General features: G+C 70.2%; 20 protein-coding genes and 2 pseudogenes. 15 read left to right on the plus strand and 7 right to left on the minus strand.

Going from position 1 to position 26,208, the window contains the following annotated elements; translation table 11 throughout:
* Positions 1-4 precede the first annotated feature (4 nt).
* Entirely contained in the window at positions 5-1,588 is a 1,584-nt protein-coding gene (locus ACZ4N4_RS26960) for a helix-turn-helix transcriptional regulator (RefSeq protein WP_467593052.1), read from the minus strand.
* Positions 1,589-1,716: 128 nt separating this feature from the next.
* Between ACZ4N4_RS26960 and ACZ4N4_RS26965 the strand changes: the two are divergent.
* A pseudogene (locus ACZ4N4_RS26965) lies at positions 1,717-2,277 on the plus strand (helix-turn-helix transcriptional regulator); the annotation flags it as partial.
* Between the two features lie 32 nt (positions 2,278-2,309).
* Here the strand turns inward: ACZ4N4_RS26965 and ACZ4N4_RS26970 are convergent.
* Positions 2,310-2,510, minus strand: coding sequence for a hypothetical protein (locus ACZ4N4_RS26970; protein WP_467593055.1), 201 nt, complete (start codon positions 2,508-2,510; stop codon positions 2,310-2,312).
* 77 nt (positions 2,511-2,587) lie between these two features.
* On the opposite strand from ACZ4N4_RS26970, the pseudogene ACZ4N4_RS26975 reads away from it, so the two are divergent.
* The 13 genes and pseudogenes from ACZ4N4_RS26975 to ACZ4N4_RS27035 all read left to right on the plus strand — a co-directional run.
* Positions 2,588-2,741 (plus strand): annotated as a pseudogene (locus ACZ4N4_RS26975) (IS5/IS1182 family transposase); the annotation flags it as partial.
* Between the two features lie 625 nt (positions 2,742-3,366).
* Positions 3,367-4,431 carry a sugar ABC transporter substrate-binding protein gene (locus ACZ4N4_RS26980; protein WP_467593058.1) on the plus strand — a complete coding sequence of 355 codons (1,065 nt, stop codon included), beginning with the start codon at positions 3,367-3,369 and terminating at the stop codon, positions 4,429-4,431.
* Positions 4,432-4,477: 46 nt separating this feature from the next.
* Entirely contained in the window at positions 4,478-6,043 is a 1,566-nt protein-coding gene (locus ACZ4N4_RS26985; RefSeq protein WP_467593063.1) for a sugar ABC transporter ATP-binding protein, read from the plus strand.
* A 4-nt stretch (positions 6,044-6,047) separates the two neighbouring features.
* On the plus strand, positions 6,048-7,088 hold the full coding sequence (locus tag ACZ4N4_RS26990) for an ABC transporter permease (RefSeq protein ID WP_467594303.1): 1,041 nt from the start codon (positions 6,048-6,050) through the stop codon (positions 7,086-7,088).
* 92 nt (positions 7,089-7,180) lie between these two features.
* Entirely contained in the window at positions 7,181-8,506 is a 1,326-nt protein-coding gene (locus ACZ4N4_RS26995) for an L-fuconate dehydratase (RefSeq protein WP_467593068.1), read from the plus strand.
* Positions 8,499-9,386 (plus strand): amidohydrolase family protein, encoded by an 888-nt coding sequence (locus ACZ4N4_RS27000; protein WP_467593073.1) that lies wholly within the window; start codon positions 8,499-8,501, stop codon positions 9,384-9,386. Before ACZ4N4_RS26995 ends, ACZ4N4_RS27000 begins: the two co-directional genes overlap by 8 nt.
* Positions 9,387-9,398: 12 nt before the next feature.
* Positions 9,399-9,836 carry an RbsD/FucU family protein gene (locus tag ACZ4N4_RS27005; RefSeq protein WP_467593079.1) on the plus strand — a complete coding sequence of 146 codons (438 nt, stop codon included), beginning with the start codon at positions 9,399-9,401 and terminating at the stop codon, positions 9,834-9,836.
* The gene (locus ACZ4N4_RS27010) at positions 9,833-10,876 is read left to right on the plus strand and encodes a zinc-dependent alcohol dehydrogenase (RefSeq protein WP_467593083.1); all 1,044 of its coding nucleotides are present in this window, start codon (positions 9,833-9,835) and stop codon (positions 10,874-10,876) included. Before ACZ4N4_RS27005 ends, ACZ4N4_RS27010 begins: the two co-directional genes overlap by 4 nt.
* Positions 10,873-11,634, plus strand: a complete 762-nt coding sequence (locus tag ACZ4N4_RS27015) for an SDR family oxidoreductase (protein WP_453579053.1) — start codon at positions 10,873-10,875, stop codon at positions 11,632-11,634. Before ACZ4N4_RS27010 ends, ACZ4N4_RS27015 begins: the two co-directional genes overlap by 4 nt.
* Positions 11,631-12,260 carry a bifunctional 4-hydroxy-2-oxoglutarate aldolase/2-dehydro-3-deoxy-phosphogluconate aldolase gene (gene eda, locus ACZ4N4_RS27020; RefSeq protein WP_453579056.1) on the plus strand — a complete coding sequence of 210 codons (630 nt, stop codon included), beginning with the start codon at positions 11,631-11,633 and terminating at the stop codon, positions 12,258-12,260. The genes ACZ4N4_RS27015 and eda overlap by 4 nt, the downstream gene beginning before the upstream one ends.
* The gene (locus ACZ4N4_RS27025) at positions 12,257-13,294 is read left to right on the plus strand and encodes a PfkB family carbohydrate kinase (RefSeq protein WP_453579059.1); all 1,038 of its coding nucleotides are present in this window, start codon (positions 12,257-12,259) and stop codon (positions 13,292-13,294) included. The genes eda and ACZ4N4_RS27025 overlap by 4 nt, the downstream gene beginning before the upstream one ends.
* 22 nt (positions 13,295-13,316) lie before the next feature.
* On the plus strand, positions 13,317-14,327 hold the full coding sequence (locus tag ACZ4N4_RS27030) for an aldo/keto reductase (protein ID WP_467593088.1): 1,011 nt from the start codon (positions 13,317-13,319) through the stop codon (positions 14,325-14,327).
* On the plus strand, positions 14,318-15,037 hold the full coding sequence (locus ACZ4N4_RS27035) for a FadR/GntR family transcriptional regulator (protein ID WP_457683606.1): 720 nt from the start codon (positions 14,318-14,320) through the stop codon (positions 15,035-15,037). The genes ACZ4N4_RS27030 and ACZ4N4_RS27035 overlap by 10 nt, the downstream gene beginning before the upstream one ends.
* A gap of 96 nt (positions 15,038-15,133) precedes the next feature.
* Here ACZ4N4_RS27035 and ACZ4N4_RS27040 read toward each other — a convergent pair whose 3' ends face one another.
* Positions 15,134-17,365: an alpha-L-fucosidase gene (locus ACZ4N4_RS27040; RefSeq protein ID WP_467593091.1), complete on the minus strand. Its 2,232-nt coding sequence runs from the start codon at positions 17,363-17,365 to the stop codon at positions 15,134-15,136.
* Positions 17,366-17,746: 381 nt separating this feature from the next.
* On the opposite strand from ACZ4N4_RS27040, the gene ACZ4N4_RS27045 reads away from it, so the two are divergent.
* Positions 17,747-18,448, plus strand: a complete 702-nt coding sequence (locus ACZ4N4_RS27045; protein ID WP_453579066.1) for a FadR/GntR family transcriptional regulator — start codon at positions 17,747-17,749, stop codon at positions 18,446-18,448.
* 50 nt (positions 18,449-18,498) lie between these two features.
* Here the strand turns inward: ACZ4N4_RS27045 and ACZ4N4_RS27050 are convergent, their stop codons facing one another.
* The 4 genes from ACZ4N4_RS27050 to ACZ4N4_RS27065 are packed head-to-tail and all read right to left on the minus strand — an operon-like array spanning position 18,499 to position 26,203.
* Entirely contained in the window at positions 18,499-19,833 is a 1,335-nt protein-coding gene (locus ACZ4N4_RS27050) for a ricin-type beta-trefoil lectin domain protein (protein WP_467593094.1), read from the minus strand.
* A gap of 58 nt (positions 19,834-19,891) precedes the next feature.
* Complete coding sequence (locus tag ACZ4N4_RS27055) at positions 19,892-21,874, minus strand: alpha-L-fucosidase (protein ID WP_467593097.1); 1,983 nt, start codon at positions 21,872-21,874, stop codon at positions 19,892-19,894.
* 50 nt (positions 21,875-21,924) lie between these two features.
* Positions 21,925-24,324 carry a ricin-type beta-trefoil lectin domain protein gene (locus tag ACZ4N4_RS27060; RefSeq protein WP_467593100.1) on the minus strand — a complete coding sequence of 800 codons (2,400 nt, stop codon included), beginning with the start codon at positions 24,322-24,324 and terminating at the stop codon, positions 21,925-21,927.
* Positions 24,325-24,370: 46 nt separating this feature from the next.
* Positions 24,371-26,203, minus strand: coding sequence for an RICIN domain-containing protein (locus tag ACZ4N4_RS27065; RefSeq protein WP_467593103.1), 1,833 nt, complete (start codon positions 26,201-26,203; stop codon positions 24,371-24,373).
* Positions 26,204-26,208 lie beyond the last annotated feature (5 nt).

A 26,208-nucleotide genomic window follows, 5' to 3' on the forward strand; every position in this document is an offset into this window, starting at 1 on the left:
TCGATCACGGTGCCGTATCCACGGGTACGGCACCGTGCGCGGTGATGCCGGGCCGCGTAACCGCCCCTGCGGCAGACTGTCCGGAGCCTTCCGCCGAGCCACCCGTCAACCACCCCCGTTCGGCCGCCAGCAGGGCGATCTGGAAGCGGGTGCGGGCGCCGAGCCGTGTGCCCGCGTCGGTGACATGTTTCTGAACGGTGCGGCGGCTCACCTTGAGTACGCGGGCGATCGTGTCGTCCTTCATCCCCGCGGCCATCAGGTGCAGGATCTCCCGGGTGCGCGGGTCGGGTGTCCCCGTCGCCCCGGTGTCCGGCAGCGGCGTGCCGTGGTGTCCGCCGGCCGGCGACGTCGCATCGGTCCGGCTGGAGAGGGACATTGGTTCGGCATGTCGCCACACGCTCTCGAACAGGTCGGCCAGCGCCTCGACCAGCGCGGGCGAGTGAACCACCAGTGAGCCGGCGGACGGCCGGTCCCCCCGCACCGGCAGCAGGGCCGCGGTCCGGTCGAACACCACGAGTTTCACCGGCAGCCGTGGCGCCAGCCGAAGTTCCCCGCCCCGCCCGGTGCCGCGCACCGCCGTGGCCAGGGACACCTCGTCGGAGAAGCCTTCGGTCTCGTACACGGAACGCATCCGCACCCCGTCCGCTACCCCTGATGCCTCCGCGGCCACCCCCAAACTGGTGAGGTAGGGCGGTTTCGCCAAGTGCAGCACTTCGGTCGCACAACCCTTGAGCAGCTGGGCATAGCGCGCCGATACCTCGTCCTCGCGCTCCAACAGCTCCACCAGGTGGGCCGAGCGCGGTCCGGACACCGTTTCGTACATCTCGTGCAAACGCTCCACGAGCCCTTCGGTGCGCGCCAGTTCAGCCCGCCGACGGGCCAGCAGGGCGCTCAGGGAGGTGCGTGGAGGGCCGGCCGCCCAGCGTGGCGCGGCAGCGTCGGTGCGCAGGGCGAGCGAGGCGTCGGCGAGGTCGCGCAGAGCCCGCGCCGCGTCCGCCGCTGACGCTCCGACCGCTGCCGCGACTTCGTCCGCGTCAGCCGACGGCACAGTCACCAGGTGTTCCAGAACGCGACCGGTCAGCGGGTCCAGACCGGCTCCGGACCATGGGCTGTCCGCAGGTGCGTCCATGGGGTTTGCCACTCCTGTGTGCTGCAAGACCGGGCGAACCCGAGCCCGACCGACGGGGTACCGTCTTGATGCTACGTCGATCCCGGCCGGCCGGGCGGCCGAGGTACTGGCAGGACGAGAGCTGACACGCCCGTTACTTGTCCGGTGTTCCGTACGCGCTGCCCGGCAGCGGCTATCGGCAGTCCGCGCAGATGCCGGGCCAGCGCCTGTCCCTGGAATCTGACGACCGCAAACCCGGCCCACGCGCAGAGTCGCGTCGGCACCTACCAGCGCTTCACCGCGATCCTCGGCGTCACCTCCGGCGCCGACCTGTACTGCTGTCATCTCCGGGAGCACCTGCAAGTGCTCCTCCGCGTGCTCATGGCTGGCCCGCGTCGAGCGCGAGGCGAACTCGAAGGTGCCGTCGGTGACCTGCGCGGTCGGGCTGACGTAGATGCGCTTGGCGACGTCGAAGAACATCACGCCCTGGATCAGGCCGTGGCCCTCGATGGGCAGATGGTGGCCCCGCAGCTGCGGGCGAAGGTGTCCGGCACCTCGGCGCCCTTCGTCCCGTACTACCTGCCGACCTCTCCGGTCTTCGACGACTGGGCAGCAACCGCGCCGAGTACGACGCCCTCGCCCGCGGGGTGCGCTACCGCGTCCTGTACGAGCAGGCCTTCTTCGACGACGAGGGCGCCGTCGACAACGTCGTGGAAGGTGTGCGCGCCGGTGAGGTGGCCCGGTCGGTCCCGCACCTGCCGCTGCGCCTGGCCGTGGCCGACCGCGCCATCGCCATCTGCCCGCTGGTCCCCGGTGGGCCCCAGGGCAGTCCCCAGGTGGCGACGGCCGCGCTGGTGCGAGGCAGCAGCCTGCTGGAGGCGCTCACCTCGCTCTTCGAGCGCTACTGGGAGACCGCGGTCCCGCTGAACGTCAGCGCGTCCGGCGGGATGGAGGGCACCGACGGGGTCGTCGACGCCGACCCGCTGACCGAGACCGACCGCCCGGCTACTCTCGCTGCTCGTGGCGGGTGTCGCCGACAAGGCCATCGCGAGTCAGATGGGGCTGAGCAGGCGCACCGTGCAGCGCCACATCCAGCACATGATGACGCTCGCCGGCGCCGACACGCGGATGCAGCTCGCCTGGCAGCCGCTCGCCGCGGCTGGCTCTGAGTCCCGGCGCTCCCAGGCGAACTGACTGCTCGTCAGTCCTGGTGGGTCACCGTCCGATGCGGGGCCGGCCCGGCGCGGCCGAGCCCGTACGGACCGGTCGCGGCGGCCGGGCGGCGGGCCCGGTGGCATCGGCCGGCGGCGACCAGGCGGGCATGCTCGCCGGGGATCCCCGCTAACAGGGTCTCCACGCCGCCGTGGCAGCCGCGCCAGGGCCCGATGTCCGCGACAAGCACGACGCCGCCTGGCGCGCCCGCCTCGCCGCGGCCGCCGATGCTGGGTTGTGGTCGTCGGGTGCCGGCAAGTCCCACGCTTCGAGGAGACGGTCCGGAAGCGGAGGAACGAAGTTGAGCGCACGATCAACGCGTTGAAGGACATTCGGGCGGTGGCCACGAGATTCGACAAGCGCGCCTATCCTCCACGGCACTGTCGCCCCCGCCTCGATTCGACTCCGGCTTCGCCCATGACCTACGGCAGACCAGACGTACCCGGGGCTGGTGTCGGCAGCAGAGCGACCCAGTCGCCTTCGGCACATCCGGCACAGCACGTCGTGGAGGTGTGGGCGTACCTGCAAGCCGCGCGTCGTGCAGTCTCGTTGGTCGAGTCCGCTCACGGCCCCGGCCGTGCGGGCACGAGCGGGAGCGGTCCGCATGGCAGCAGTTCGCCGTCGATCGAAGGCCCTCACATGTGCCGGCCGAGCCCGGCGACCTCGTCAAGGCCACGGACGACCTCGACGCTCGGGCCTGTGAGGTCCCGAACGGGCATTCACCGGTCAGCCCGGGGCCCACGGACGCGCTCTGACGGGGTCGCAGCCACGCACCGCCGACGCGCACCGGCGCGGCCATCGAGCGATCCGGGCGCAAGAGACATCCCATCACAGGTTCGCAACATTGATGGGATGGATCTGTTGTCGACATCCCATGACGTGGGCCTCCAGTCGCCCGTTCTAGCGGCATTCTTCAAGCGCCCTCTTCAGACCTCTAGACAATCCCCTCGCGCCCACCCTATAAACATCCCATCTCTCTGAGAGCGACACCCAATCGTCGCATCGGTGTAACAACCCCGCTCCGGGACCAGCGCGAGGAAGTACCCATGAGAATCAGAACCGCACTCGGCTCCACCGCGTCCGTCGTCTGTGCGCTGACGCTGCTCAGTGCGTGCAGCAGCGGCTCCGGCACCTCCGCCTCGTCGAGCGACAAACCGCTCGTGGGCGTCGACTACCCACGGTCCGACACCGACTTCTGGAACTCCTACATCAAGTACACGCCCGACTTCGCGAAGCAGCTCGGCCTGTCCCTGAAGACCACGAACTCCCAGAACGACGTCGCCAAGCTCACCGCCAACGCGCAGACGTTCATCAGCCAGGGCGTCAAGGGCATCGCGATGGCGCCGCAGGACACCGCCGCCATCGCGCCGACCCTGGCGCAGCTGGAGGCGAAGAAGATCCCCGTCGTCACCGTCGACACCCGTCCCGACACCGGCAGGGTGTTCATGGTGGTGCGGGCCGACAACCGCGCCTACGGCGAGAAGGCCTGCCAGTTCCTCGGCACGAAGCTCGGCGGCAAGGGCAAGGTCGTCATGCTCGAGGGCGGCCTCGACTCGATCAACGGCCGTGACCGCACCGAGGCGTTCAACGACTGCATGAAGAAGAACTACCCCGGCATCAAGGTGTTCGGCGAGGCCACGAACTGGGACGGCGCGGTCGCCGCGCAGAAACTGCAGACGGACCTCACCGCCAACCCGGACATCAAGGGCGTCTACATGGAATCCAGCTTCGGCCTGTCCGGCACGCTGCAGGTGCTCAAGCAGAAGGGCCTGCTGGTGGATCCGAAGGACAAGAAGCACGTCTTCATCGTGTCCAACGACGGCATCCCCGAGGAGCTCAAGGACATCGCCGCGGGCAAGATCGACGCCACTGTCTCCCAGCCCGCCGACCTGTACGCCAAGTACGCCCTGTACTACCTCAAGGCCGCGATCGACGGGAAGACGTTCAAGCCGGGCAAGACCGACCACGACAGCACGATCATCCAGGTCCGCGACGGTCTGCTGGAGGACCAGCTCTCCGCTCCTCTGGTCACCGCCGACGGCGGCACCTACGGCGGCGTTCCCAGCGTCAAGAGCGACGACACGTCGCTGTGGGGCAACCACCTCGACTGACCTGCCCGGTCAGGGACCAACGGCTATCCAGAACAAGGCGGTTGAGATGAGCGACGGGGAGCGTACTGTCACCCCCGCGCCCGCCCCGGCGGACGACGGGCGGGCCTCCGCGGCCCCGCCCGTCGTCGAGGCGACGGGCATAGTCAAACGATTCGGTCCGACGGTGGCCCTGAACGGCGCCCGGATCACCATCCGGCCCGGCGAGACCCACGCACTCGTCGGCCGCAACGGGGCCGGCAAGTCGACCCTCGTGTCCGTCCTGACGGGCCTGCACGCCCCCGACGAGGGGACGGTCACCTTCGGCGGCGACCCCGCCCCGCGGCTCAGCGACCGCGACGCCTGGCGCCGGCGCGTCGCCTGCGTCTACCAGAAGTCGACGATCATCCCCACGCTGACCGTCGCCGAGAACCTCTTCCTGAACCGGCACCACCACGGCCCCCACCGGTTCATCAGCTGGACCGGCGTACGCCGCCGGGCCCAGGAGCTGCTGTCGGCCTGGTCGGTGGAGGTCGACCCGCAGTCCCCGGCCGGCGACCTCAGCGTCGAGCAGCGGCAGTTCGTCGAGATCGCCCGGGCGCTGTCCTTCGGGGCCCGGTTCATCATCCTCGACGAGCCCACCGCGCAGCTCGACGCGGCGGCGATCAACCGGCTCTTCGACCGCATCCGCGACCTGCAACGCCAGGGCGTGACCTTCCTGTTCATCAGTCATCACCTGCAGGAGGTCTACGAGATCTGCGACATGGTGACGGTGTTCCGCGACGCGGCGCACATCGTGACCGCGCCGGTCGCGGAACTGCCCCGCACCGAGCTGGTCGCCGCCATGACCGGTGAGGCCGCGGCAGATCGGCGCCAGGAGCGCACCGCCAGACTGGACAAGAGCAGCGTGCCCGCGCTGACCGTGCACGGTCTGAGCAGCGACGACACCTACACCGACGTCACTTTCCAGGTGGGCGCCGGGGAGATCGTCGGCCTCGCGGGCGCCGCCGCCAGCGGACGTACCGAGGTCGCCGAGACCGTCGTAGGCCTGCGCGCCGCCGTGAGGGGGGACCTGGAGATCTCCGGGCGCCGGCCCCGGCCGGGCAGCGTGCCCGACGCGCTCGCGGCCGGCGCCGGGTTCGTTCCGCAGGACCGGCACCACCAGGGCTTCGTGCCGGACATGTCGATCGCCGACAACGCGACCCTGTCCGTGCCCAGGCGGCTCGGCAGGAACGGCTTCCTCAGCCGCGGACTGCGCGACCGGCTGGCCGAGGGCATGATCGAGAACCTGGCCATCAAGACCCCCGGACCGGAGCTGCCCGTCTCCGCCCTGTCCGGCGGCAACCAGCAGAAGGTCGTCATGGCGCGCGCCCTGGCCGACGACCCGCGGCTGCTTGTCCTGATCAACCCGACCGCCGGCGTGGACGTGCGCTCCAAGGAGTTCCTCCTCGGCAAGGTCGAGGAGACCGCCGAGTCCGGCACCGGCGTGCTCATCGCCTCCGACGAACTCGACGACCTGCGCATGTGCGACCGGATCCTGGTGATGTTCCAGGGCCGGGTCACGACCGAGATACCACGCGGCTGGCACGACCACGACCTCGTGGCCGCGATGGAAGGAGTGGACCTGCATGCCTGAAGCAATGCCTGAAACCGTCCTCGCGGACGCCGCCGCCCAGGCCGTGGAGACCGGGCAGAGGCGCACCGCGCTGCTCGGCGGCCGGATCCCCCTCGCCCGGCTGCGCGACCTGGCGCTCGTTCCGGCGATCGTCGTCATCGCGATCGTCGGACAGATCGTCAACCCGGTCTTCCTGCAGGCCGACAACCTCATCAACGTCCTACAGACCATGTCCGAGATGGCCCTGCTGGTCCTCGCCCAGACGATGATCCTGATCGTCAAGAAGATGGACCTGTCCCTGGAGTCCACCATGGGTCTGGCGCCGGGCGTCGCGGCCTGGCTGGTCGTCCCGGCCGGCGCCGGGCACGGACTCGGTCTGCTCCCCGGCGCCTGGTCGGTCCCCCTCACCCTCGCCGTGGGCGCGCTCGTCGGCGTGATCAACTCGCTGCTGATCATCCGCTTCGGCCTCAACGGCTTCATCGTCACGCTCGGCATGCTGATCGTGCTGCGCGGCATCCTCACCGGCATCTCCGGCGGTCAGACCTTCTTCCAGCTGCCGCAGTCGATGCTCTACACCGGAACCGCCGAATGGTTCGGCATGCCCGCCTCGATCTGGATCTGCCTGGCCCTGTTCGCCGTCGCGATCGTGGTGCTCGGCTGGACCAGCTTCGGCCGCTCCCTGTACGCCATCGGCGGCAACGTCGACGCGGCGAAGGCGGCCGGCATCCGCACCGACCGGGTGCTGTGCATCGTCATCGTCACCGGCAGCGTGCTCGCCGCCCTCGCCGGGCTGATGCTCTCCGGACGCCTGGCCTCGGTCGCCTCCGCGCAGGGCAACGGCTACATCTTCACCGTCTTCGCCGCCGCCGTCATCGGGGGCATCAGCCTCAACGGCGGCAGGGGCACCATGTTCGGCGCGTTCTGCGGCATCCTGCTGCTCTTCATGATCCAGAACGTGCTGACGCTGGCCGGTGTCCCCGCCCAGTGGATCGGCGCCCTCAACGGCCTGATCATCCTGGTCGCCCTCGCCATCTCCCGTATCACCGGCGGCAAGGTCCAGGAGTGACCCGGGCGGCCCACCGGCCGCCCTGCCTCCGCCGCGTTCACGTCTCGTCGCAGGGGGACCCGTCTCCCCAGCCCCTCACAGGAGTTGCCGCCATGTCCTCCCCCGTGCCCCCGTCAGCCCGCATCATCGCCCTGGACGTCCTGGACGTGCGGTTCCCGACCTCCGAACACCTCGACGGCTCGGACGCCATGAACCCCGAGCCCGACTACTCCGCCGCCTACGTAGTCCTGCGCACCGACGCGGGCGACGGGCTGGAGGGCCACGCCCTGGCCTTCACCACCGGGCGCGGCAACGACGCCCAGGCCGCCGCCATCGCCACCCTCGCCCCGCACGTGGTCGGCCTGTCCGTGGAACAGGTCTGCTCCGACCTCGGCGCCTTCTCCCGCTCCCTGGTCCACGACCCCCAACTGCGCTGGCTGGGGCCGGAGAAGGGCGCCATCCACATGGCGACCGGCGCGGTCGTCAACGCCGCCTGGGACCTGGCCGCCAAGCGGGCGGGCAAGCCCGTGTGGCGTCTGCTGGGCGAGATGTCACCGGAGGAGCTCGTCGCCCAGGTGGACTTCCGCTGGCTGTCCGACGCCCTCACGCCCGAGGAGGCGCTGGAGATCCTGCGGCGGGCCGAACCCGGCCGTGAGCGGCGCATCGCCCGCCTCCTCGACCAGGGCTACCCCGCCTACACCACCACCCCCGGCTGGCTCGGCTACTCCGACGAGAAGCTGGCCCGCCTCGCCCGCGAGGCCGTCGCGGACGGCTTCACCCAGATCAAGCTGAAGGTGGGCGCCGACCTGCAGGACGACATACGGCGCCTGCGCACCGCCCGCGAGACCGTCGGCCCGGACATCCGCATCGCCGTCGACGCCAACCAGCGATGGGACGTCCAGCCCGCCATCGACTGGATGCGGGCTCTGGCCCCCTACGACCCGTACTGGATCGAGGAGCCCACCTCCCCCGACGACATCCTCGGCCACGCCGCCGTCCGCAGGGCGCTGAGCCCCATCAAGGTCGCCACCGGCGAACACATCGCCAACCGTGTCGTGTTCAAGCAGTTGCTGCAGGCCGGCGCGGTCGACATCGTCCAGATCGACTCCGCCCGCGTAGGCGGCGTCAACGAGAACATCGCCATCCTGCTGCTGGCCGCGAAGTTCGGCGTGCCCGTCTGCCCGCACGCCGGCGGCGTCGGCCTGTGCGAGATGGTGCAGCACCTGTCGATGTTCGACTACGTCGCCGTCTCCGGCACCACCGAGGACCGGGTCATCGAGTACGTCGACCACCTGCACGAGCACTTCGTCGACCCGGTCCGCATCGTCGACGGCCATTACCTCGCGCCGACGCTGCCCGGACTGAGCGCACAGATGCACCCCGCCTCCCTCAAGGAGTACAGCTACCCCGACGGCCCGGTCTGGTCCGCCCGTGTCTGAACCGCTGCCCCTGGTCGATGCCCACCACCACGTGTGGGACCTGGACCGCCGGCCCCAGGCCTGGCTCGATGAACCGGGCCACGAGCCGATCCGCCGCAGCCATGGCATCGAGGACCTGCGACGGGCCGCCGACCGGCCCCTGGCGGGACGCCGGCTGACGAGCACGGTGGTCGTGCAGTGCGTCACCTCCGTGGCGGAGACGGCGGAGCTGCTCGACCTCGCCGCCCAGGACCCGCTGGTCGGCGCGGTGGTCGGCTGGGCGGACCTGACCTCCCCCACGGTCGGCGACGTACTCGACGAACTGCGCTCCGGGTCCGGGGGCGGGTACCTGCGGGCCCTGCGCCACCTGGTGCAGGGCGAGTCCGACCCGGAGTGGCTGCAGCAGCCGGCCGTCGAGCGGGGCCTGCGCGCCGTACAGCACCGGGGCCTCGGCTACGACGTACTCATCCGCAGCTACCAGTTCGACCAGGCGATCCGCCTCGCCCAGCGCTTCCCGGACCTCCCGCTCGTGCTGGACCACGCGGGCAAACCGCCCATCGGACAGCCCGCGTTCTCCGACTGGGTGCGCAAGGTGCGCGTGCTGGCGGGCCACCCGCAGGTGCGGTGCAAGGTCTCCGGACTGATCACCGAGGCCGACCACCGCACCTGGACGATCGACGACATCCGCCCCGTCTGGGACGTCCTGCTGACCGCCTTCGGCCCCGAGCGGCTGATGTTCGGCTCCGACTGGCCCGTCTGCGTGCTCGCCGGAGGCTGGTCCCGCTGGGCGGCCACCGTCGAGCACCTGCTGGACGACTGCTCGCCGCACGAGCGGCACGCGGTGCTCTGCGAGACGGCGACCGCCTTCTACCGCCTGTCCGACCACGAGAACCAGAAGTAAGGAGAGGACTGCGTGCTGCTGACCGAACTGCTGCACCCCGGCATCCTCGAAGCACTGGCCGGAGCCGGGCACGGTGCCCTTGTCCTGCTCGCCGACGGCCACTACCCCGCCAGCACCGCCGTCGGCGAACGAGCCAGAACCGTCCACCTCAACCTGGCACCCGGCACCCTCGACGTCACCACCGTCCTGGACGTGCTGCTGCGCGCCCTGCCCGTGGAGTCGGCGCAGGTGATGGTGCCGCCCGAGGGCGAGCCGGAGCCGGCGGCCATCGCCGAGTACCGCTCCCGACTGGCACCGGTTCCCGTCGACACCCTCGGCCGCTTCGCGTTCTACGACGCCGCCCGCTCCCTCGACCTGGCCCTCGCCGTCGTCACCGGCGACACCCGTACCTACGCCAACCTGCTGCTGACCATCGGCGTCCGCGCGGAAGGGACCCTGACCCCACGATGACCCTCGCCGTCCGATACACCTCGGCCCGCACCCTGGACACCGCACCGGCCACCGCCTCCGAGCCCGGCCCCGGCGAAGTGGAACTCGCCCCCGCCTACGTCGGCATCTGCGGAACCGACCTGCACATCTTCCACGGCGACATGGATGCCCGGGTCGCCGCGCCCGCCGTCCTCGGACACGAGATGGCCGGCCGGATCATCCGCGTCGGACCCGGCGTCGAGGGCTGGCGGCCCGGGGACGCGGTCACGGTGATGCCCCTGCGCTGGGACGACACCTGTCCCGCCTGCCGCGCCGGTCACCAGCACATCTGCCAGCATCTGGACTTCATCGGCATCGACTCGCCCGGCGCCATGCAGCAGCGCTGGACGGTGCCCGCCTCCACTCTCATACGGCTGCCCGCCACCCTCCCCCTGGACCAGGCCGCGCTCGTCGAGCCGACAGCGGTCGCGGTGCACGACGTGGGCCGGGCGGCGGTGAAGGAGGGCGAGAAGGTCGTCGTGGTCGGCGGCGGACCCGTCGGCATCCTCATCTCCCTGGTCGCCCGCGCCGCCGGCGCCGAGGTACGCGTGGTCGAACTCAACGCCCACCGCAGGCTGCTCGCCGAGGAGTTGGGCCTGAGCACCTGGGACCCGGCCGCCACCGACATCACCGAACTCGTCCAGCGGTGGACGGGCGAGGCGGGAGCGGACGTCGCCTTCGAGGTCTCCGGCGCGGCGGCCGGTGTGGACACCGCCATCGACGTCCTCGGCGTGCGCGGCCGGCTGTGCCTGGTCGCCATCCACCCACGGCCCCGCGAGATCAACCTGCACCGCTTCTTCTGGCGTGAACTCACCCTCGTCGGGGCCCGGTTGTACGACCGCGGCGACTTCGAGCGGGCCGTCACCCTGGTCGCCGACGGCACGATCCCCGCCCAGCGCCTCATCACCAAGATCGTGCCGCTGACCGAGGCACCGGCCGCCTTCGAGGCGCTGGAGAGCGGCGGAGACGTGATGAAGATCCTCGTGGACTGCACCGACGACACCCGGGGAGCCGCCGTATGAGCGCCTTCGACCTCACCGGGAAGCTCGCCGTCGTCACCGGCGCCCGTCGCGGCATCGGTCAGGCGATGGCCCGCGCCCTCGCCCAGGCCGGCGCCGACATCATCGGTGTCAGCGCCCACCTGGAGCAGTCCGGCAGCCAGGTGGAGAAGGAGGTGCTGGCCGCCGGGCGCTCGTTCGAGGCGATCCGCACCGACTTCGCCGACCCCGCCGCCGTACGCGCCCTGGGCGAGAACCTCGCCGGACGCGAACGCCCGGTGGACATCCTCATCAACAACGCGGGCACCATCCGCCGCACGCCGGCCGCCCAGCACAGTGATGCCGACTGGGAGTTGGTGCTGCAGGTCAACCTCACCGCGCAGTTCGCGCTCACCCGGGCCGTGGGCGCCACCATGGTGGCCCGCGGACACGGCAAGGTCGTCTTCACCGCCTCCCTGCTCAGCTACCAGGGCGGCATCACCGTCCCCGGCTACACCGCCGCCAAGCACGGCATCGCCGGTCTCACCAAGGCACTGGCCAACGAGTGGGCGCCGCACGGCGTCAACGTCAACGCCATCGCCCCCGGCTACATCGCCACCGACAACACCCAGGCCCTCCAGGACGATCCGGCCCGCAGCAGGGCCATCCTGGAGCGCATCCCCGCCGGACGCTGGGGCACCGCCGACGACCTCGGCGGCGCCGCCGTCTTCCTCGCCTCCCCCGCCTCCGACTACGTCCACGGCACCACCCTGCCCGTCGACGGCGGATGGCTCGGCCGATGACCGCCGGCCTGGCCTCCGTACTGGCGGGGTCGCGGCTCCTGCCCGTGCTCACCGTGGCGTCCGCCGCGAGTGCCGGCCCCCTGGCCGACGCACTCGCGGCGGGCGGTGCCCGCTGTGCGGAGGTCACCTTCCGCACGCCGGACGCCGAGCGGGTCGTGAAGGCGATGGCGGCGCACGGCGCTCTGACCGTCGGAGCCGGCACCGTGCTCAACGCCGAGCAGGCGGAACGGGCCGTGGCGGCAGGGGCCCAGTTCCTCGTCTCGCCGGGTCTCGACGATGACGTCATCGCCAAAGCAGGCGAGTTGGGGGTGCCGGTCGTGCCGGGCGTGGCGACGGCGAGCGAGTTGATGCGCGCGTTGAAGGCGGGCCTCGACACGGTCAAGCTGTTCCCCGCCGAACCGCTCGGCGGCACCGCAATGCTCCGCGCCTTGGCCGCCCCCTTCCCGCAGGCGCGCTTCGTTCCGACCGGCGGCATCGGGCCCGACCAGCTGCCCGCCTACCTCGGCCACCCCTCGGTCCTCGCCGTGGGCGGCAGCTGGATCGCCACGCCCGGCCATCTCGAACGCGGCGCGTACGACGAGATCCGCCGGCTGACCGCCGAGGCGGTGGAGAGGACGGCACCGTGACCGACGTGATCGCCCTGGGCGAGGTCATGCTGCGCTTCGACCCCGGCGAGGGCAGAATCCGCACCGCCCGCACCTTCCAGGTGTGGGAGGGCGGCGGCGAGTACAACGTCGTACGCGGACTGCGCCGCTGCTTCGGCCTGCGCACCGCCGTCGTCACCGCCCTCGCCGACAACGCGGTCGGCCGGCTCGTGGAGGACCTGATCCTCCAGGGCGGCGTCGACACGTCGCACATCCGCTGGGTCGCGGCGGACGGCACGGGGCGCACGGCACGCAACGGCCTGAACTTCGTCGAGCGGGGCTTCGGCATCCGCGGCGCGCTGGGCGTGAGCGACCGCGCGAACACGGCCGTCTCCCAGCTGCGCAAGGGGGACGTCAACTGGGACGCGGTCTTCTCGGCCGGAGTGCGCTGGTTCCACACCGGCGGCATCTTCGCCGGGCTGTCCGACACCACCGCCGACGTCGCCGACGAGGCCATGGCGGCCGCACGCCGCCACGGTGTCACCGTCTCCTACGACCCCAACTACCGGCCCAGCCTCTGGGACGGCCGGGGCGGGGCCGACCGGGCCCGCGAGACCGACTGGCGCCTGGCCCGGCACGCCGACGTCGTCGTGGGTGCGCTCGGACTCGCGGGCCCGCATCCGGGCGCCGTGCGGCTGACCGACGACGAGGTACCCGACGCGCTCACCGCGGTCGCGTCCCAGTTGCCGCAGGCGGCGGTACTGGCGACGACCCTGCGCACGGTGTGTTCGGCCGGGGTCAACGACTGGACCTCGCTGGCCTGGTCACGCGAGACCGGGCTGGTGAGCGGCCCCCGCATGCCCGGTCTGCACGTCCTGGACCGCATCGGCTCCGGCGACGGCTTCGCCGCGGGACTCGTCTACGGCCTGCTCACCGGTGCGGGCCTGGAGCGCGCCCTCGCCTACGGCACCGCACACGGCGCCCTCACCATGACCACGCCCGGTGACGTCTCCATGGCCACCCTCGCCGAGGTCGAGGCGCTCCTCGCGGGCGCCACCGCACACGTCCGACGCTGAACCACCCCTCCCGGGAGCACCCTTGCACCGCCGTACGATCCCCACCACCGCCGTCCAGGTCACCGAGCTCGGCTTCGGCGCCTCCGTCATCGGCAACCTCTACCGCACCACCAGCGCCGAGGACGCGGCGGCCGCCGTCGACACCGCCTGGGACGCGGGCATCCGCTACTACGACACCGCTCCCCACTACGGCCTCGGCCTCTCCGAGCACCGCCTGGGCGCCGCCCTGCGCGACCGGCCACGCGAGCAGTACGTCATCTCCTCCAAGGTCGGCCGCCTCCTAGTCCCCAACGACCACCCGACGGGCGTCGACACCGAAGGTTTCGTGGTCCGCGACGACCTGCGCCGCCACTGGGACTTCAGCCCCGAGGGCGTGCTGCGCTCCATCGAGGAGACGCTGGAGCGCACCGGCCTGGACCGCCTCGACATCGTCTACCTCCACGACCCCGACGACCACTGGCGACAAGCCGCCGACCAGGCCATGCCCACCCTCGCCGAACTGCGCGACCAAGGCGTCATCGGAGCCATCGGCGCCGGCATGAACCAGTCCGCCCTGCTCGCCCGCTTCCTGCGCGAGACCGCCGCCGACGTGGTGATGCTCGCCGGCCGTTACACCCTCCTCGACCAGTCGGCCCTGGACGACGTCCTGCCCGCCGCACAGGAACACGGCAAGGCCGTCGTCGCCGTCGGCGTCTTCAACTCCGGCCTGCTCGCCGAGGACCGGCCCGCCGAAGGCATGAAGTACGACTACCGGGCCGCCCCGCCCGCACTCGTCGACCGCGCCCGTGCCATCGCCGACGTCTGCCAGGCCCACGGCACCACCCTGCCCGCCGCCGCCATCGCCTTCCCCCTCACTCATCCCAGCGTCATCAACGTCACGCTCGGCATGCGCGACCCCGGACAGGTGCGGCGCAACGCGGGGCTGCACCAACAGCCCATCCCCCAGGAGCTCTGGCACGACCTGCGCGACCAAGGGCTTCTCCGCGCCGAGACCCCCTTCGCGCCCGACGAGCGGAGTCAGCCGTGTCCCTGACCGACAAGGCGATCACCCAGATCCGCCAACTCATCGCCTCCGGGGTTCTGCCTCCGGGCGCGAAGCTGCCCCCCGAGCCCGAGCTGGCCGCCCAGCTCGGGCTCTCCCGCAACCTCGCACGCGAGGCGGTGAAGGCGCTGTCCGTGGCGCGCGTGCTGGAGATCAGACGGGGCGACGGCACGTATGTCACCAGCCTGCAGCCGAGCCTGCTGCTCGAGGGCCTCGGTGGCGCGGTGGAGTTGCTCCAGGGCGATCCCGGTGCCGTACTGGACCTCATGGAGGTGCGGCGTCTGCTCGAGCCCGCCGCCACCGCCCTGGCCGTCGCCCGGCTTTCGGACGAAAGACTGGCGGAGGTGAAGCGGCATCTGGACGCCATGCGCGAGGCGCGCGACGACGTAGAGCGTCTCAACGCGCACGATGTGGCGTTCCACCGCGCCATCGTGGACGTCACCGGCAACGAAACGCTGATCACCCTGCTGGAGGGCATCTCGGGCCGCACCCTGCGGGCCCGGATCTGGCGTGGTCTGGTGGACACCCGGGTGGCGGCCCGTACGCTGGCGGAACACGAGGCGATCTACGCTGCACTGGCCGCACGTGACGCCGTGCTGTGCCATGCCGCGGCCCTGGTGCACGTCAACAACACCGAGCAGTGGCTGCGGGAGCACCTGGAGTCCACGGAGGCCTTGCCGGTGACGGGATCCGCTGGATGAGGCCGAGGCGTCCGCGCCGCCGCAACGGTGCGAGAGGGACTGCCCGGACGGTTCTCCGTCCGGGCATCCCCTCAGTTCGCCGCCATCACACCCCTGTCACTGGGCGGTGAAGGTCCACAGCAGATTGGTGCTGCTGCCGTAGCCCCACTGCTTGGTGACGGAGCCGGAGGCCACGTTCCCGCCGCCGTCCAGGACGAGGCCGGTGGCCCGGTTGGCGATGGTGCACATGCCCTCGCCGCGGTGGGTGACCGTCCACTGCTGGTTGTTGCTGCCGTTCCACGCCGCTTGCTGGGCCGGGGAGCCGTTGGACGTGGCACCCCCGCCGTCGGCGACCATGCCGTTGGTGCGGTTGACCAGCTTGTAGTAGCCGCCGCCGACCTCCACGAGCTGCCACTGGAGGTTGGGGCTGCCGTCCCAGGTGTACTGCTTGAGGTTGGATCCCGACGCGACGTTTCCTCCGCTGTCCAGGGCCAGACCGTCGGTGACGTTGGTGATGCGGAAGTAGGTGGCCGGATTGAACTGCACCTTCAGGGAGGTGATCTGGTCGTTCTGGCCGGTGACCCTGAGGTCGGGGTTGTCGGCGGTGAAGGTCCAGGAGGTGCCGGTGAAGTTGTCACCGCTGTAGGCGACGATCTGGTTCCCGGCCGCCAGCCTCAGGGAGGAGATGCTCTGGGCGTCCACCCCGGCCAGCTGCAGCTGCTCTGCCGTGTAGGTGCCGGGGTCGAGCACCGCGTAGTTCGCCGAGTAGTTGATGTCCTGGTAGACCACGGCACCGACCGCCGGCCGCAGCGGGGGGATCGAGCCGGAGAAGCTGAGCTTGAGGACGTAGGCGCCCGCGGTGTACGGCGCCGAGGAGGGCAGCGTCACGGTCAGCCCGGAGGAGTCCTGCGTCGGCGCGGCGAGGTTGATGTAGGTGCCGGCGGTCGAGTCGAGCAGCTTCACCGACGTGAGCGAGGAGAGGTTGATGCGGTCCGAGCCGAGCGTCTTGATCTTCAGTGAACTGCCTGGCCAGCCCAGCAGGGTGGCGTACAGCACCGTGCTGTCCTTGCTGCGGGTGAAGCGGATGTCCTGTGCTGTGCCGACGAGCGGGGCGGTGAACGCGCCCCCGCCCATCCGGGTCGGGCCCTCGCCGTACTGCGTCCAGGCGCGGGTCGCGTACATCGACTCCCCGAAGCGCTTCAGGTAGTCGCCGATACCGAGCAGCACGTCCTTCTGCCCCTGGGGGATCGTGCCGTCGGCCATCGGCGCGATGTTCAGCAGCATGTTGCCGTTCTTGCTGACCCGGTCGATCAGGGAATGCAGCATCTGCTGGACGCTGTAGTAGCCGATCCCCTGCGTGTAGCACCAGCTGGAGCTGGAGATGCTGTCGTCGGTGAGCCAGTAGGGCGCGGTCCGGTCGGCCGGGCCGCCGCGCTCGTAGTCGAAGACCTCGCCGTGGCCGTTGAAGCCGTCCTTGTAGGTGGCGACGACCTCTTTGCCCCAGGAGTTGGCCTGGTTGTAGTAGTACGACAGGAAGTTCAGGCGCTGTGTCTCGTCGACCTTGCTCAGGTCGAAGTCCTCCCAGAGGATGTCCGGCTGGGCGCGGTCGATGACTTCCTTGAGCTTGTCGTACCAGAGCTGGTTCTCGGCGGTGGAGCCCAGCTGTCCGTAGAGCTTCTTCAGGCTGGGGTCGGTCTGGGCGGGCACGTGGTCGTAGTAGCCGTTGAAGTTGTAGGCGTGGTGCATCGCCACCAGCAGCTTGAGGTTCTTGGCGCGGATCGCCGTGGTGAACAGCTTCAGCAGGTCGAGCTTGGGGCCCTTGGCGACCGAGTTCCACTCGTTGACCTGCGAGTCCCACATGGAGAATCCGTCGTGGTGCTCCGCGACGGGTCCCGCGAACTTCGCTCCGGCGTCGACGAAGAGCTGGGCCCACTCGTCGGGGTCGAAGTTCCCTCCGGCGGACTTGAGTCTGGGTGCGAACTGGGTGAAGTGGCCCGACTTGTCGTTCGCTCCGTTGATGAAGTTGTGGTACGGCCATACCGAGGGGTCGCCGTAGGTCGCGATGTGGTGCGTGTTGGCGTTGCTCCCGGCGATGTACATGTTGCGGGGATACCACTCACTGTCGTACGCGGGGACGCTGAAGACGCCCCAGTGGAAGTAGATGCCGAACTTGGCGTCCTGGAACCACTCCGGGGCGGGCGGGTGCTGGTTCACCGAACTCCACGCGGGCGTGTAGGTGCTGGGGGCGGCCTGCGCGGTGCCGGCGCCGAACACTCCCCCCGCGACGGCCGCCGCGGCCACGCAGGTGGCGCCGGCGAGGAACTGACGTCTGTTGATCGAACTGGGCATGGGGGCATCCCTGTGTCGGACGGAGGCAGACGGAAGAGGCGGGACCGGCGCGACAGTCACCACGCGCCGCGCCGGTTGTTACGGAAGAAGGTCCGCCATATGTCGCCGCCATGTCAACGGGCGTGCAGGGATGAAAACAGGCTCTCACCTGGGATTTTGTACCGACATACGCCATCTGCTGCCATTTATTCACCGGCAAACATACAATGTTTCGGGGTCCGAAAGGGCTTCACCAACGTCCCGCGACGCACCATGGGGCGGCGGCACACACCGACGGCGGACCCGCCATGGCCTCCCCGGTATCATCGGCGCCACACTCGACGCGCCGCCCCGGTCACTCGCGCACCGGACCACACCGCGCGCTCACGGAAGGAGCTCACGTTGTCCCTGACAGACAGGGCCATCGGGCAGATCCGTGAGCTCATCCGCTCCGGCGCGCTGCCGCCGGGCGCGAAGCTGCCCCCGGAGCCGGAGCTCGCCGCGCAGCTGGGCCTCTCCCGCAACCTCGCACGCGAGGCGGTCAAGGCACTGGCCGTGGCCCGGGTGCTTGAGGTACGGCGAGGCGACGGCACGTACGTGACCAGTCTCCAGCCCAGCCTGCTGCTGGAGGGACTTGGTGGCGCCGTGGAGCTCCTCCAGAGCGACACGGGCGCCCTGCTGGATCTCATGGAGGTCCGGCGGCTGCTCGAACCGCTCGCCACCGGACTGGCGGCCGCCAGGATCACTGACGACCAACTGGCCGAGGTCAAGGGCCACTTGGACGCGATGCGGGAGGCGAGCGACGACGTGGAGCGGCTCAACGTCCATGACGCGGCCTTCCACCGCTCGGTCGTGGCGGCCACCGGCAACGAGAGCCTGCTCACCCTGCTCGAGGGCATCTCGGGCCGTACCCTGCGCGCCCGGATCTGGCGGGGCCAGTTGGACGACCAGTCCGCCGGGCGGACCCTCGCCGAGCACGAGGCGATCTACAACGCCCTCCGCACCCGCGACGCCGCGGTGAGCCAGGCCGCGGCCCTGCTGCACGTCAGCAACACCGAGCACTGGCTCCGCGAGCATCTGCGATCAAACACCGCACAGGCATAGCGAACGGGGGCCGGCCCCCGGCCGGGCTCTGCGCCGTGCCTGGCCGCGCCCTAGTTCATCAGGCGCCAGTGCTGGTTCGCGCCGCCCGTGCAGGTCCACAGCTGGACCTTCGCCCCGTCGCCGGTTGCCTGGCCGCTGGCGTCCAGGCACAGTCCCGACTGTGCCGCTGTGATCGTGCCGTCGGCATTGACGTTCCACTGCTGGTCCGCCTGCCCGCTGCAGTCCCAGATCGCCGCCGGGGTGCCGCTGCCCGCGGCCTGGCCCACGCCCAGGCACTTGTTGCCGTAGACCATCAGTTGCTTGGCGGCGGTAAGGGTCCACCGCTGGTTGGAGCCGCCGTTGCAGTCCCACAGCTGTGCCTGGGTGCCGTTGGCGGTGGTGGAGTTGTTGATGTCGAGGCAGCGCCCGGACTGCTGGCCGACGATCTCCTGGCTGCCGGACGGCGGGGGCGGTGGTGTGCTGGAGCCGAACTGGGTGAAGAACTGCCACACCGCGGCCGACGTCCAGGTGCGCCAGCCGTCACCGGTGGAACCGTCTATGGGGCCGGGGTCGTGGCCCGCTCCGTCGAACGCCGCCCACACGACGGGGTAGCCGGACCGGCATCCGGAGTAGGTGGTGATGATGTGGGTCAGGCTTCCGTAAGCCGGTTCGGGCGGGTTCTGCGGGGTGCAGCCGTTCGTCCGGACGAAGGTGTCGCGCAGGTCCCGTCCCGACTGGATGGGCAGGACGTTGTCCCTGAGGCCGTGCAGGCCCATGTAGGCGATGGGCTGGGTGCCGCCGTTGCAGCCGCTCAGGTTCGCGCCGGAGTAGACCGCGACCGCGCGGAAGACGCCTGCCCGTGCGCAGGCGAGGGCGTAGGACATCGCACCGCCGTAGCTGAAGCCCGCAGAGAACACCTGGGTGGTGTCGACACACAGGCCTGCTTCGATCTGGCTGACCATCGCGTCGACGAAGGCCACGTCCTGACCGCCGGAATTGGCCCAGCCGTTGCCTATGCCCTGGGGGGCGACGAAGATCGTGCTGTTGTTCGCGTTGTCCGCGAGGCGCCGCAGGCCGTAGTAGGACCAGTTGTATCCGTCGGTTCCGCCGGAGTCGACGTCGGCCGCCGTGCCGCCGCGCCAGTGGAAGCCGAAGATCAGCCGGTAGGGGTGGTTGGTGTCGTAGCCGGCGGGGATCCGGAGGATATAGCTGCGAGTCTGCCCACCGCTCTGGATGGTGTGGTTGCCACTCGTCAGGGCCGGGGCCTTGCCGCAGCCGGCCGTCGACCCGGCGGCCGCGGTGACCGACGGGGGTGCGGCGGCGCTCCTGCCGAACGAGGTGCCGGCAGCTGACAGGACGAGAAGTATCGCCGCCACGACGGGCAGTAAGAGCGGTTTGTGTTTCATGCACTCCTTCTTCCGGTCTCGAGGGATGACTGTGAACCACGTCGACTCCCGGCGTGGTTCACACGCCGGTGATCGTCCATTGGTTGTTGGTGCTGGAGTTCGGTGTCCACAGCACCGTGGACGACCCCACCGCGGTACTGCCGCTGCCGTCCAAGGCCGTGCCGGTGCCGCGGTTGATGATCTGGTAGCGGTTGTCGCCGAGGCTGTTCAGCGACCACTGCTGGTTGTTGCCGCCGTTCCACGCCTCCTGGCGGGCGGGAGCGCCGTTGGCGGCGTTGCCCCAGCTGTCGGCGGCCAGGCCGTTGGCGCGGTTCATGATGCGGTGGTAGCCGTTGCCGAGGTCGACGAACTGCCATTGCAGGTTGGCGCTTCCGTCGTAGTTCCACTGCTTGAGGTTGGAGCCGGAGGCGACGTTGCCCCCGCTGTCGAGCACCAGGCCGCTGGTCACGTTGGCGATCTTCACCCAGGTCGTGGAGCCGCCCGGTGCGCCGAGGACGGGGATGTCACCGGAGAAGGTGAGCTTGACCGTGTACGCCAGGGCGGTGAACGGCGGGTTCGTCGAGGGCATGGTCAGGTGCAGGCCGGAGGCGTCCTGGGTCGGTGCCGGCAGGTTGACGTAGGTACCGGCGGCGTTGTTCAGCAGTTGGGCGCCGGTCAGACTGCTGAGGTTGATCTGGTTGGAGTTCAGTGTGGTGATGGTCGTGGTCGCCCCCTGCCAGCCCAGCGTGGTGGCGTAGAGGACCTTGTTGTCCTGACTGCGGGTGAAGCGGACGTCCTGCGGTTTGCCTGCCACCGGTCCGCTGAAGGAGCCTCCGCCCATCTTTGTGGGGCCCTCGCCGTAGGCGGACCAGGAGCGGGTGCCGTAGACCGCCTCTCCGAAGCGGCCGAGCCAGTCCCCCATGGCGAGCAGGATCGACTGCTGTGCGGAGGGGATGGTGCCGTCGGCCATCGGGGCGATGTTCAGCAGCATGGTGCCGCCCTTGCTGACCCGGTCGATCAGCGAGTGCAGCAGCGCCTGCGTCGTGTAGTAGCCGATGCCCACCGTGTAGCACCAGCTGGAGGAGGAGATGCTGTCGTCGGTCAGCCAGTAGGGCGTGAGCAGTCCTGCCGGGCCGCCGCGCTCGAAGTCGAAGACCTCGCCCTTGTTGTCGAGGCCGTCCTTGTAGGTCGCGGCCACGTCCTTGTTCCAGGCGACCGCCTGGTTGTAGTAGTGCGCGAGGAACTGCAGCCGGTAGGACTCCTGCACCAGGTTCAGGTCGAAGTCCTGCCAGAGCAGGTCGGGCTGGTAACCGTCGATGACCTCGACCAGCTTGTCGTACCAGAGCTTGTTCTCGGCCGCCGAGCCCTGTTGTCCGTAGAGGATGCGCAGGGCCGGGTCGGACTGGGACGGCACGTGGTCGTAGTAGCCGTTGAAGTGGTAGGCGTGGTGGAGCGAGGCCATGAACTTCAGACCCTTGGCGCGGATGGCCTGCGCGTGCAGGGCGACCAGGTCGAGCCGGGGGCCGTGCTGGACGGAGTTCCACGGGTTGGCGCGGCTGTTCCACATCGAGAAGCCGTCGTGGTGCTCGGCGACCGGGCCGGCGAACCGGGCGCCCGCGGACTTGAACAGCCGGGCCCAGGCGTCGGGGTCCCAACTGCCGCCTTGGGAGGCCAGTCTGGGCGCGAACTGCACGAAGTTGCCGGCCTTGTCGCGGGCGCCGTCGATGAAGTTGTGGTACGGCCACACCGAGGGGTCGCCGTAGGTGGCGATGTGGTGCTGGTTCTCGTTCGAGCCGCCGATGTACATGTTGCGCGGATACCACTCGTTGCCGTACGCGGGGACGCTGAAGGCGCCCCAGTGGTAGTAGATGCCGAACTTGGCGTCCTTGAACCAGGCCGGGGACGGCGGGTGCTGGTCCACGGAGGACCAGCTCGCGGTGTAGCTCGCGGGGCCGTCGGTGGCCGCGACCTGGGGTGCGAACCGCAGCAGGCCGAAGGCCGTGGCCGCGCCGGTCGCCGCGAGCATGCGGCGCCGGCTGATCGGGCGGGGGGAGGAAGTCATGCGGGTCCTTCCAGGTCCGTTGGCAGGGTGGCGTTCTCGGCCGGTACCGGTTACTCACGCCTCCACGTCTGGTTGCCGGCACCGGTGCAGGTCCACAGCTCCAGCAGGGTGCCGTTGGCCGTTCCCGCGCCGGTGGCGTCCAGGCACAGGCCGGACTGGGCGCCGGTGATCGTGCCGTCGGCGTTGAGCGTCCACTTCTGGTTGCTGCCGCCGGTGCACCCGGAGATGTCGACCTTGGTGCCGGGGCTGGTGGCGCTGTCCGCCGCGTCCAGGCAGGCGTTGCCGTAGACCCGGATCTCACCGGCCGGTGTGCTGGTCCACTGCTGGTTGCTGCCGCCGTTGCAGTCCCACAGCTCCACCTGCGTTCCGGAGGTCTGCGACTGGTTGGGCACATCCACGCACCGGCCGGAGGCGGCCCCGACGATCGGGCCGGTCGTGCCGCCTCCTCCGCCGCCGCTGCCGGGGGTGAGGGACAGGTTGTCGAACTGTGCCGTCTCGCCCTGGCCGGTCGCGTAGCCGACCTGTCCGCCGGCCCAGGTGCGGTCGTTGGCGGAGCCGACCGTGGAACCGTCGATGACGGCACTGATGGTGGTCCCGGAGAAGCTGAGCGCGAGAGTGTGCCACCGGTTGGTGCCCAGTGCCGTGGTCGTGCCGTGGGCGAGGGTGGAGGCGGTGCCGCTGGTGTCGGAGTTCAGGATCGACCAGGCACCCGTGTCGCTCACCCGCAGGTGGTAGGCGTCGAGTCCGCCGGTGCTGCTGTAGTCCTGGCCGTTCGCGCGGCCGATCAGCTCCGCGTATCCCGGCTGTTCGAGCAGCACGTCGGAGGAGACTGTGTAGTTGCTCCAGCCCACGTCGCCGAGCAGGGCGTGCGGATCGGACAGCGCGTCCCAGGTGATCGGTTTCTGGGGACTCATCTGACGCACGCACTTGCCGCCGCGGCCGCCGCCGCAGGCCGTCACCTCGAAGGCGCCCTGCCAGTCCATGAGGTACTTCGCCTCGGTGCCGGTGGCGTAGCCGTCGAAGGTGTCGCTGTACGGCAGGCTCATGGCGCCCTGGGCGGGGCTGCCCTTGCCCTGCCCGGTCGTGGTGGTCAGGGTGTAGACGCGATGGGGCTGCACGGCCAGGCTGAAGCCTCCGCCGGAGGGGGTGACGTCGGCGGTGTGCACGAAGTAGTCGGCCGGGTTCGACGAGTTCACGTCGGTCGACCAGACGTGGACGGTTCCGCTGGACAGGCCTCCGGCGACGTCGAAGTTCAGGGTCTGGGCGCTGCCGGCGTCCATCGTCTCGATGACGGTGGAGTAGTCGGAGCTGTTCGGGGACTTCAGCGAGACGTAGCTGCCGTTGTTCCGGTTGCCGCCTATGTAGCCGCTGGAGGCGTCGAGGTACTTCCAGCCCGGGGCGGTGAACTGGCTGGTGTGCGCCATGACCCAGGTGTTCTTGCCGATCGTGTAGTGCCCGGACCAGGGCTGGGAGGCCAGGGCGAGGCCCATGGTGGGGTACGGCAGGTTCGGCGTGATCGCGGCGACCACCGGCCAGTTGAGATACGCGGTCATCCGGCCGTCGATGTATCCGCGGTTGATGCCGCGGGCCATGGCGGGCGCTCCCCCGTTGTAGTCGTCCGAGCCGTTCTCGCTGGCCCACAGGGGCTTGCCGGAGGAGGTGGCGGCCGACGGCACCGAGCAGTTGGACTGGGACGAGCGGTAACCGCAGGGGTAGTGCGTGCCGATGACGCTCACCGCGGCGGCGAACGCGGAGTTGGAGTTGACGTCGTTGGCCACGGTCCAGTCCGAGTCGGCTGCGACGATCTTGACGCTGCCGTAGCCGTTGGAGTTGAGCGCGCTGCGCAGTTGCTCGTACCAGGAGACGTTGTAGCCGCGTTCGTTCCAGCCGCCGAGGTAGTCGATGGCGAGGCCGTGCTGTTTGGCGCAGCCCAGCCAGGAGACCAGGTAGTTGACCATGTCGGTGGACCAGAAGTTCCCGCCTCCGATCCAGCCCGGCGCGCCCCAGGCGAGGCCGTAGAGCTTGATGTCCGGGTTGCGGGCCTTGGCCTGCTCCATGAGCCACCATTCGTAGCCGCGGTCGCAGTTCAGGTCGGAGCGGGTGTGCTGGTGGCTCGGCTCGGCGCCGGAGGTGGAGTTGGTGTCCCCGCCGATCTCGGCCTTGAGGATCTGCAGGGAGGCCCCGTAGCCGGGCTTGAAGAGGTAGTCGAGGATCTGGCCGCGCTGGGGTTCGGGGTAGTCGATCAGGAGTCTGCTGTTGCCGCCGCCTCCGCTGATCGCGCCGACGCCGTCGAAGGTCCGTCCGCCGGATGCCCCGTTGATGGTGATCGAGGTGGCGGCGTGCGCCGGGGCGGCGACGGTGCCGACAAGGCCGCCGGCGGCCAGGAGGAGGCCCGTAAGCACGGCGGTCGAGGCGCGCAGGCGCCGCAGCAGCCGTCTGATTGCTGACACGGTGGGTTCCTTTCGCAGGTCGGTGGGGTCCGCGTCGGGTGCGGTGTCAGCGGACGACGAAGTCCTGGTTGGTGCCCGGCGCGTTCTTGCACTGCCACTGGTCCAGTTGCTGTCCTGGGGTACTGCCGGCGCCGTAGACGTCCAGGCACAGGCCGCTGTTGCGATTCTGGAAGGCGTAGGAGCCGTCGGACTGGCGCACGGGCAGCCAGAGGGCGGTTGCGGACGTGCCGGGGGCCTGCTGGACGATGTCCGGGGTGCCCGGCGTCGTGGATGCGCCGGTGACCGCCACGTCCTGGCCGGAGTGCTGGGCGCGCAGTTCGCCGTAGCCGTCGGTGGCCGGCACGAACAGGAACCGCTGGTTGTCCTGCCCGTTGCAGGTCCACTGGTCGACCACGGCGCCCGCCGCGGTGGAGTTGCCGTAGACGTCCAGGCACAGGTTGTCGTCGGCGACGACGAGTGGGTGGTAGCCGTCCGGGAAGCCCGTGCCGCCGGAGGAGGCCGGGGTGAGATAGACGGCGAACGCTTCGTGCGCACCCTGGAAGGTGAGCGGCACGGTGAGCGAGCCACCGGATACGCTCACGTTCTGGTCGTACACGGTCTGCGGCGCACCGAGCGGTGCCTGGTCCGGGATGCGGTGCACGGTGACGTGGACGCTGCCCGCGTTCGTCAGCCAGGGCACGGAGGACAGTCCGTCGAAGGTCACGGACGCGGCGCCGGTGTACCCGTTGGAGTCGCCGATGAGCGCCACGGCGCGTTTGGCGGCGGAGTCCTCGGAGGCGGCTACGGCCGTGGAGCCGACCTGCCCGGAGGTGCCGACGAGGGTTCCCGTCATGTCGGCGTAGTCCCGAAGCGCCCACCAGTTGCCGGTCGGCTGCCAGGTGCCCCCGCTCTGGGTGAGCACTCCCGTCAGGTTCGGCGTGACGCAGCACACCCAGTTGCCGCGCATGGCATTGGTGTATCCGGACTGCGCGAACCGCGCCAGGTACCAGGCCGTCACACCGGCGGTCTGCCGGTCGGCGGGCTGGTACTCGTTCGAGGACAGAGGCAGCGGGCCGATGCCCGCCGAGCTCAGGGCGTTGCGCAGACTCTGGGCGACGGTGACGGGGTCGTCGACGTCACCCTCATTGTGGTTGCTGATCATGTCGGGGACGGTGCCGGCGGCCTTCACGTGTGCGAGCCAGGTCTGCCACTCCCCCGGGTTGCGCTGCGGGGTGAACGCGAGGGACGGCCCCACGATCTGCGCCCCGGGGGCGATGCGGCGGATCTCCCGGTAGGCGGTGTCCCACATCTGGAAGTACTGCGCGCTGTTGACACCCCGGGTCCAGAACACGGAGATGTCCGGCTCGTTCCAGATGTCGTAGGAGAACGTGAGCCCCGACGCCTGCAGGGCCCCCACCGTGGCGTCGATGAAGCTGATCCAGTTCGAGCAGTCGCCGTTGTCGCACGGATACCTGGTGTCCGAGGGCTGGCCGCCGTTGGCGCCGTAGATGTCGCTGACCAGCACCTGGTACTGCGCGTGGTACGGCGGCCGGGTGAGCCGCCGGGCCTGCGCGGTGATCGAGTCGAGGTCGGCCCGGGTCGCCGACCCGTACTGGTAGCCGTCCCTGATCCAACCGCCGGAGAACCATCCGCCGCCGCGGAACGCGTTGATCCCCAGCGGCTGCAGGAACTGGTCGACGGGCTGGGTGCCGTCCTGGCTGACGCCGTACAGGAACCCCTCCCCCACGCCGGTCGACGGTCCCCGGGGCGAGGCCAGGTCGACGCTCAGCGACGTGCCCGAGGCGGCCTGGCTCGGCGCCGTCGTGACCAGCGCCAGCACGAGTGTCATGACGATGCCGGTCACCAGGGCCGCAATGCCGGGTCTCGCTGTCATCCTCATCCGAT

Source organism: Streptomyces sp. NPDC026538, assembly GCF_055567535.1.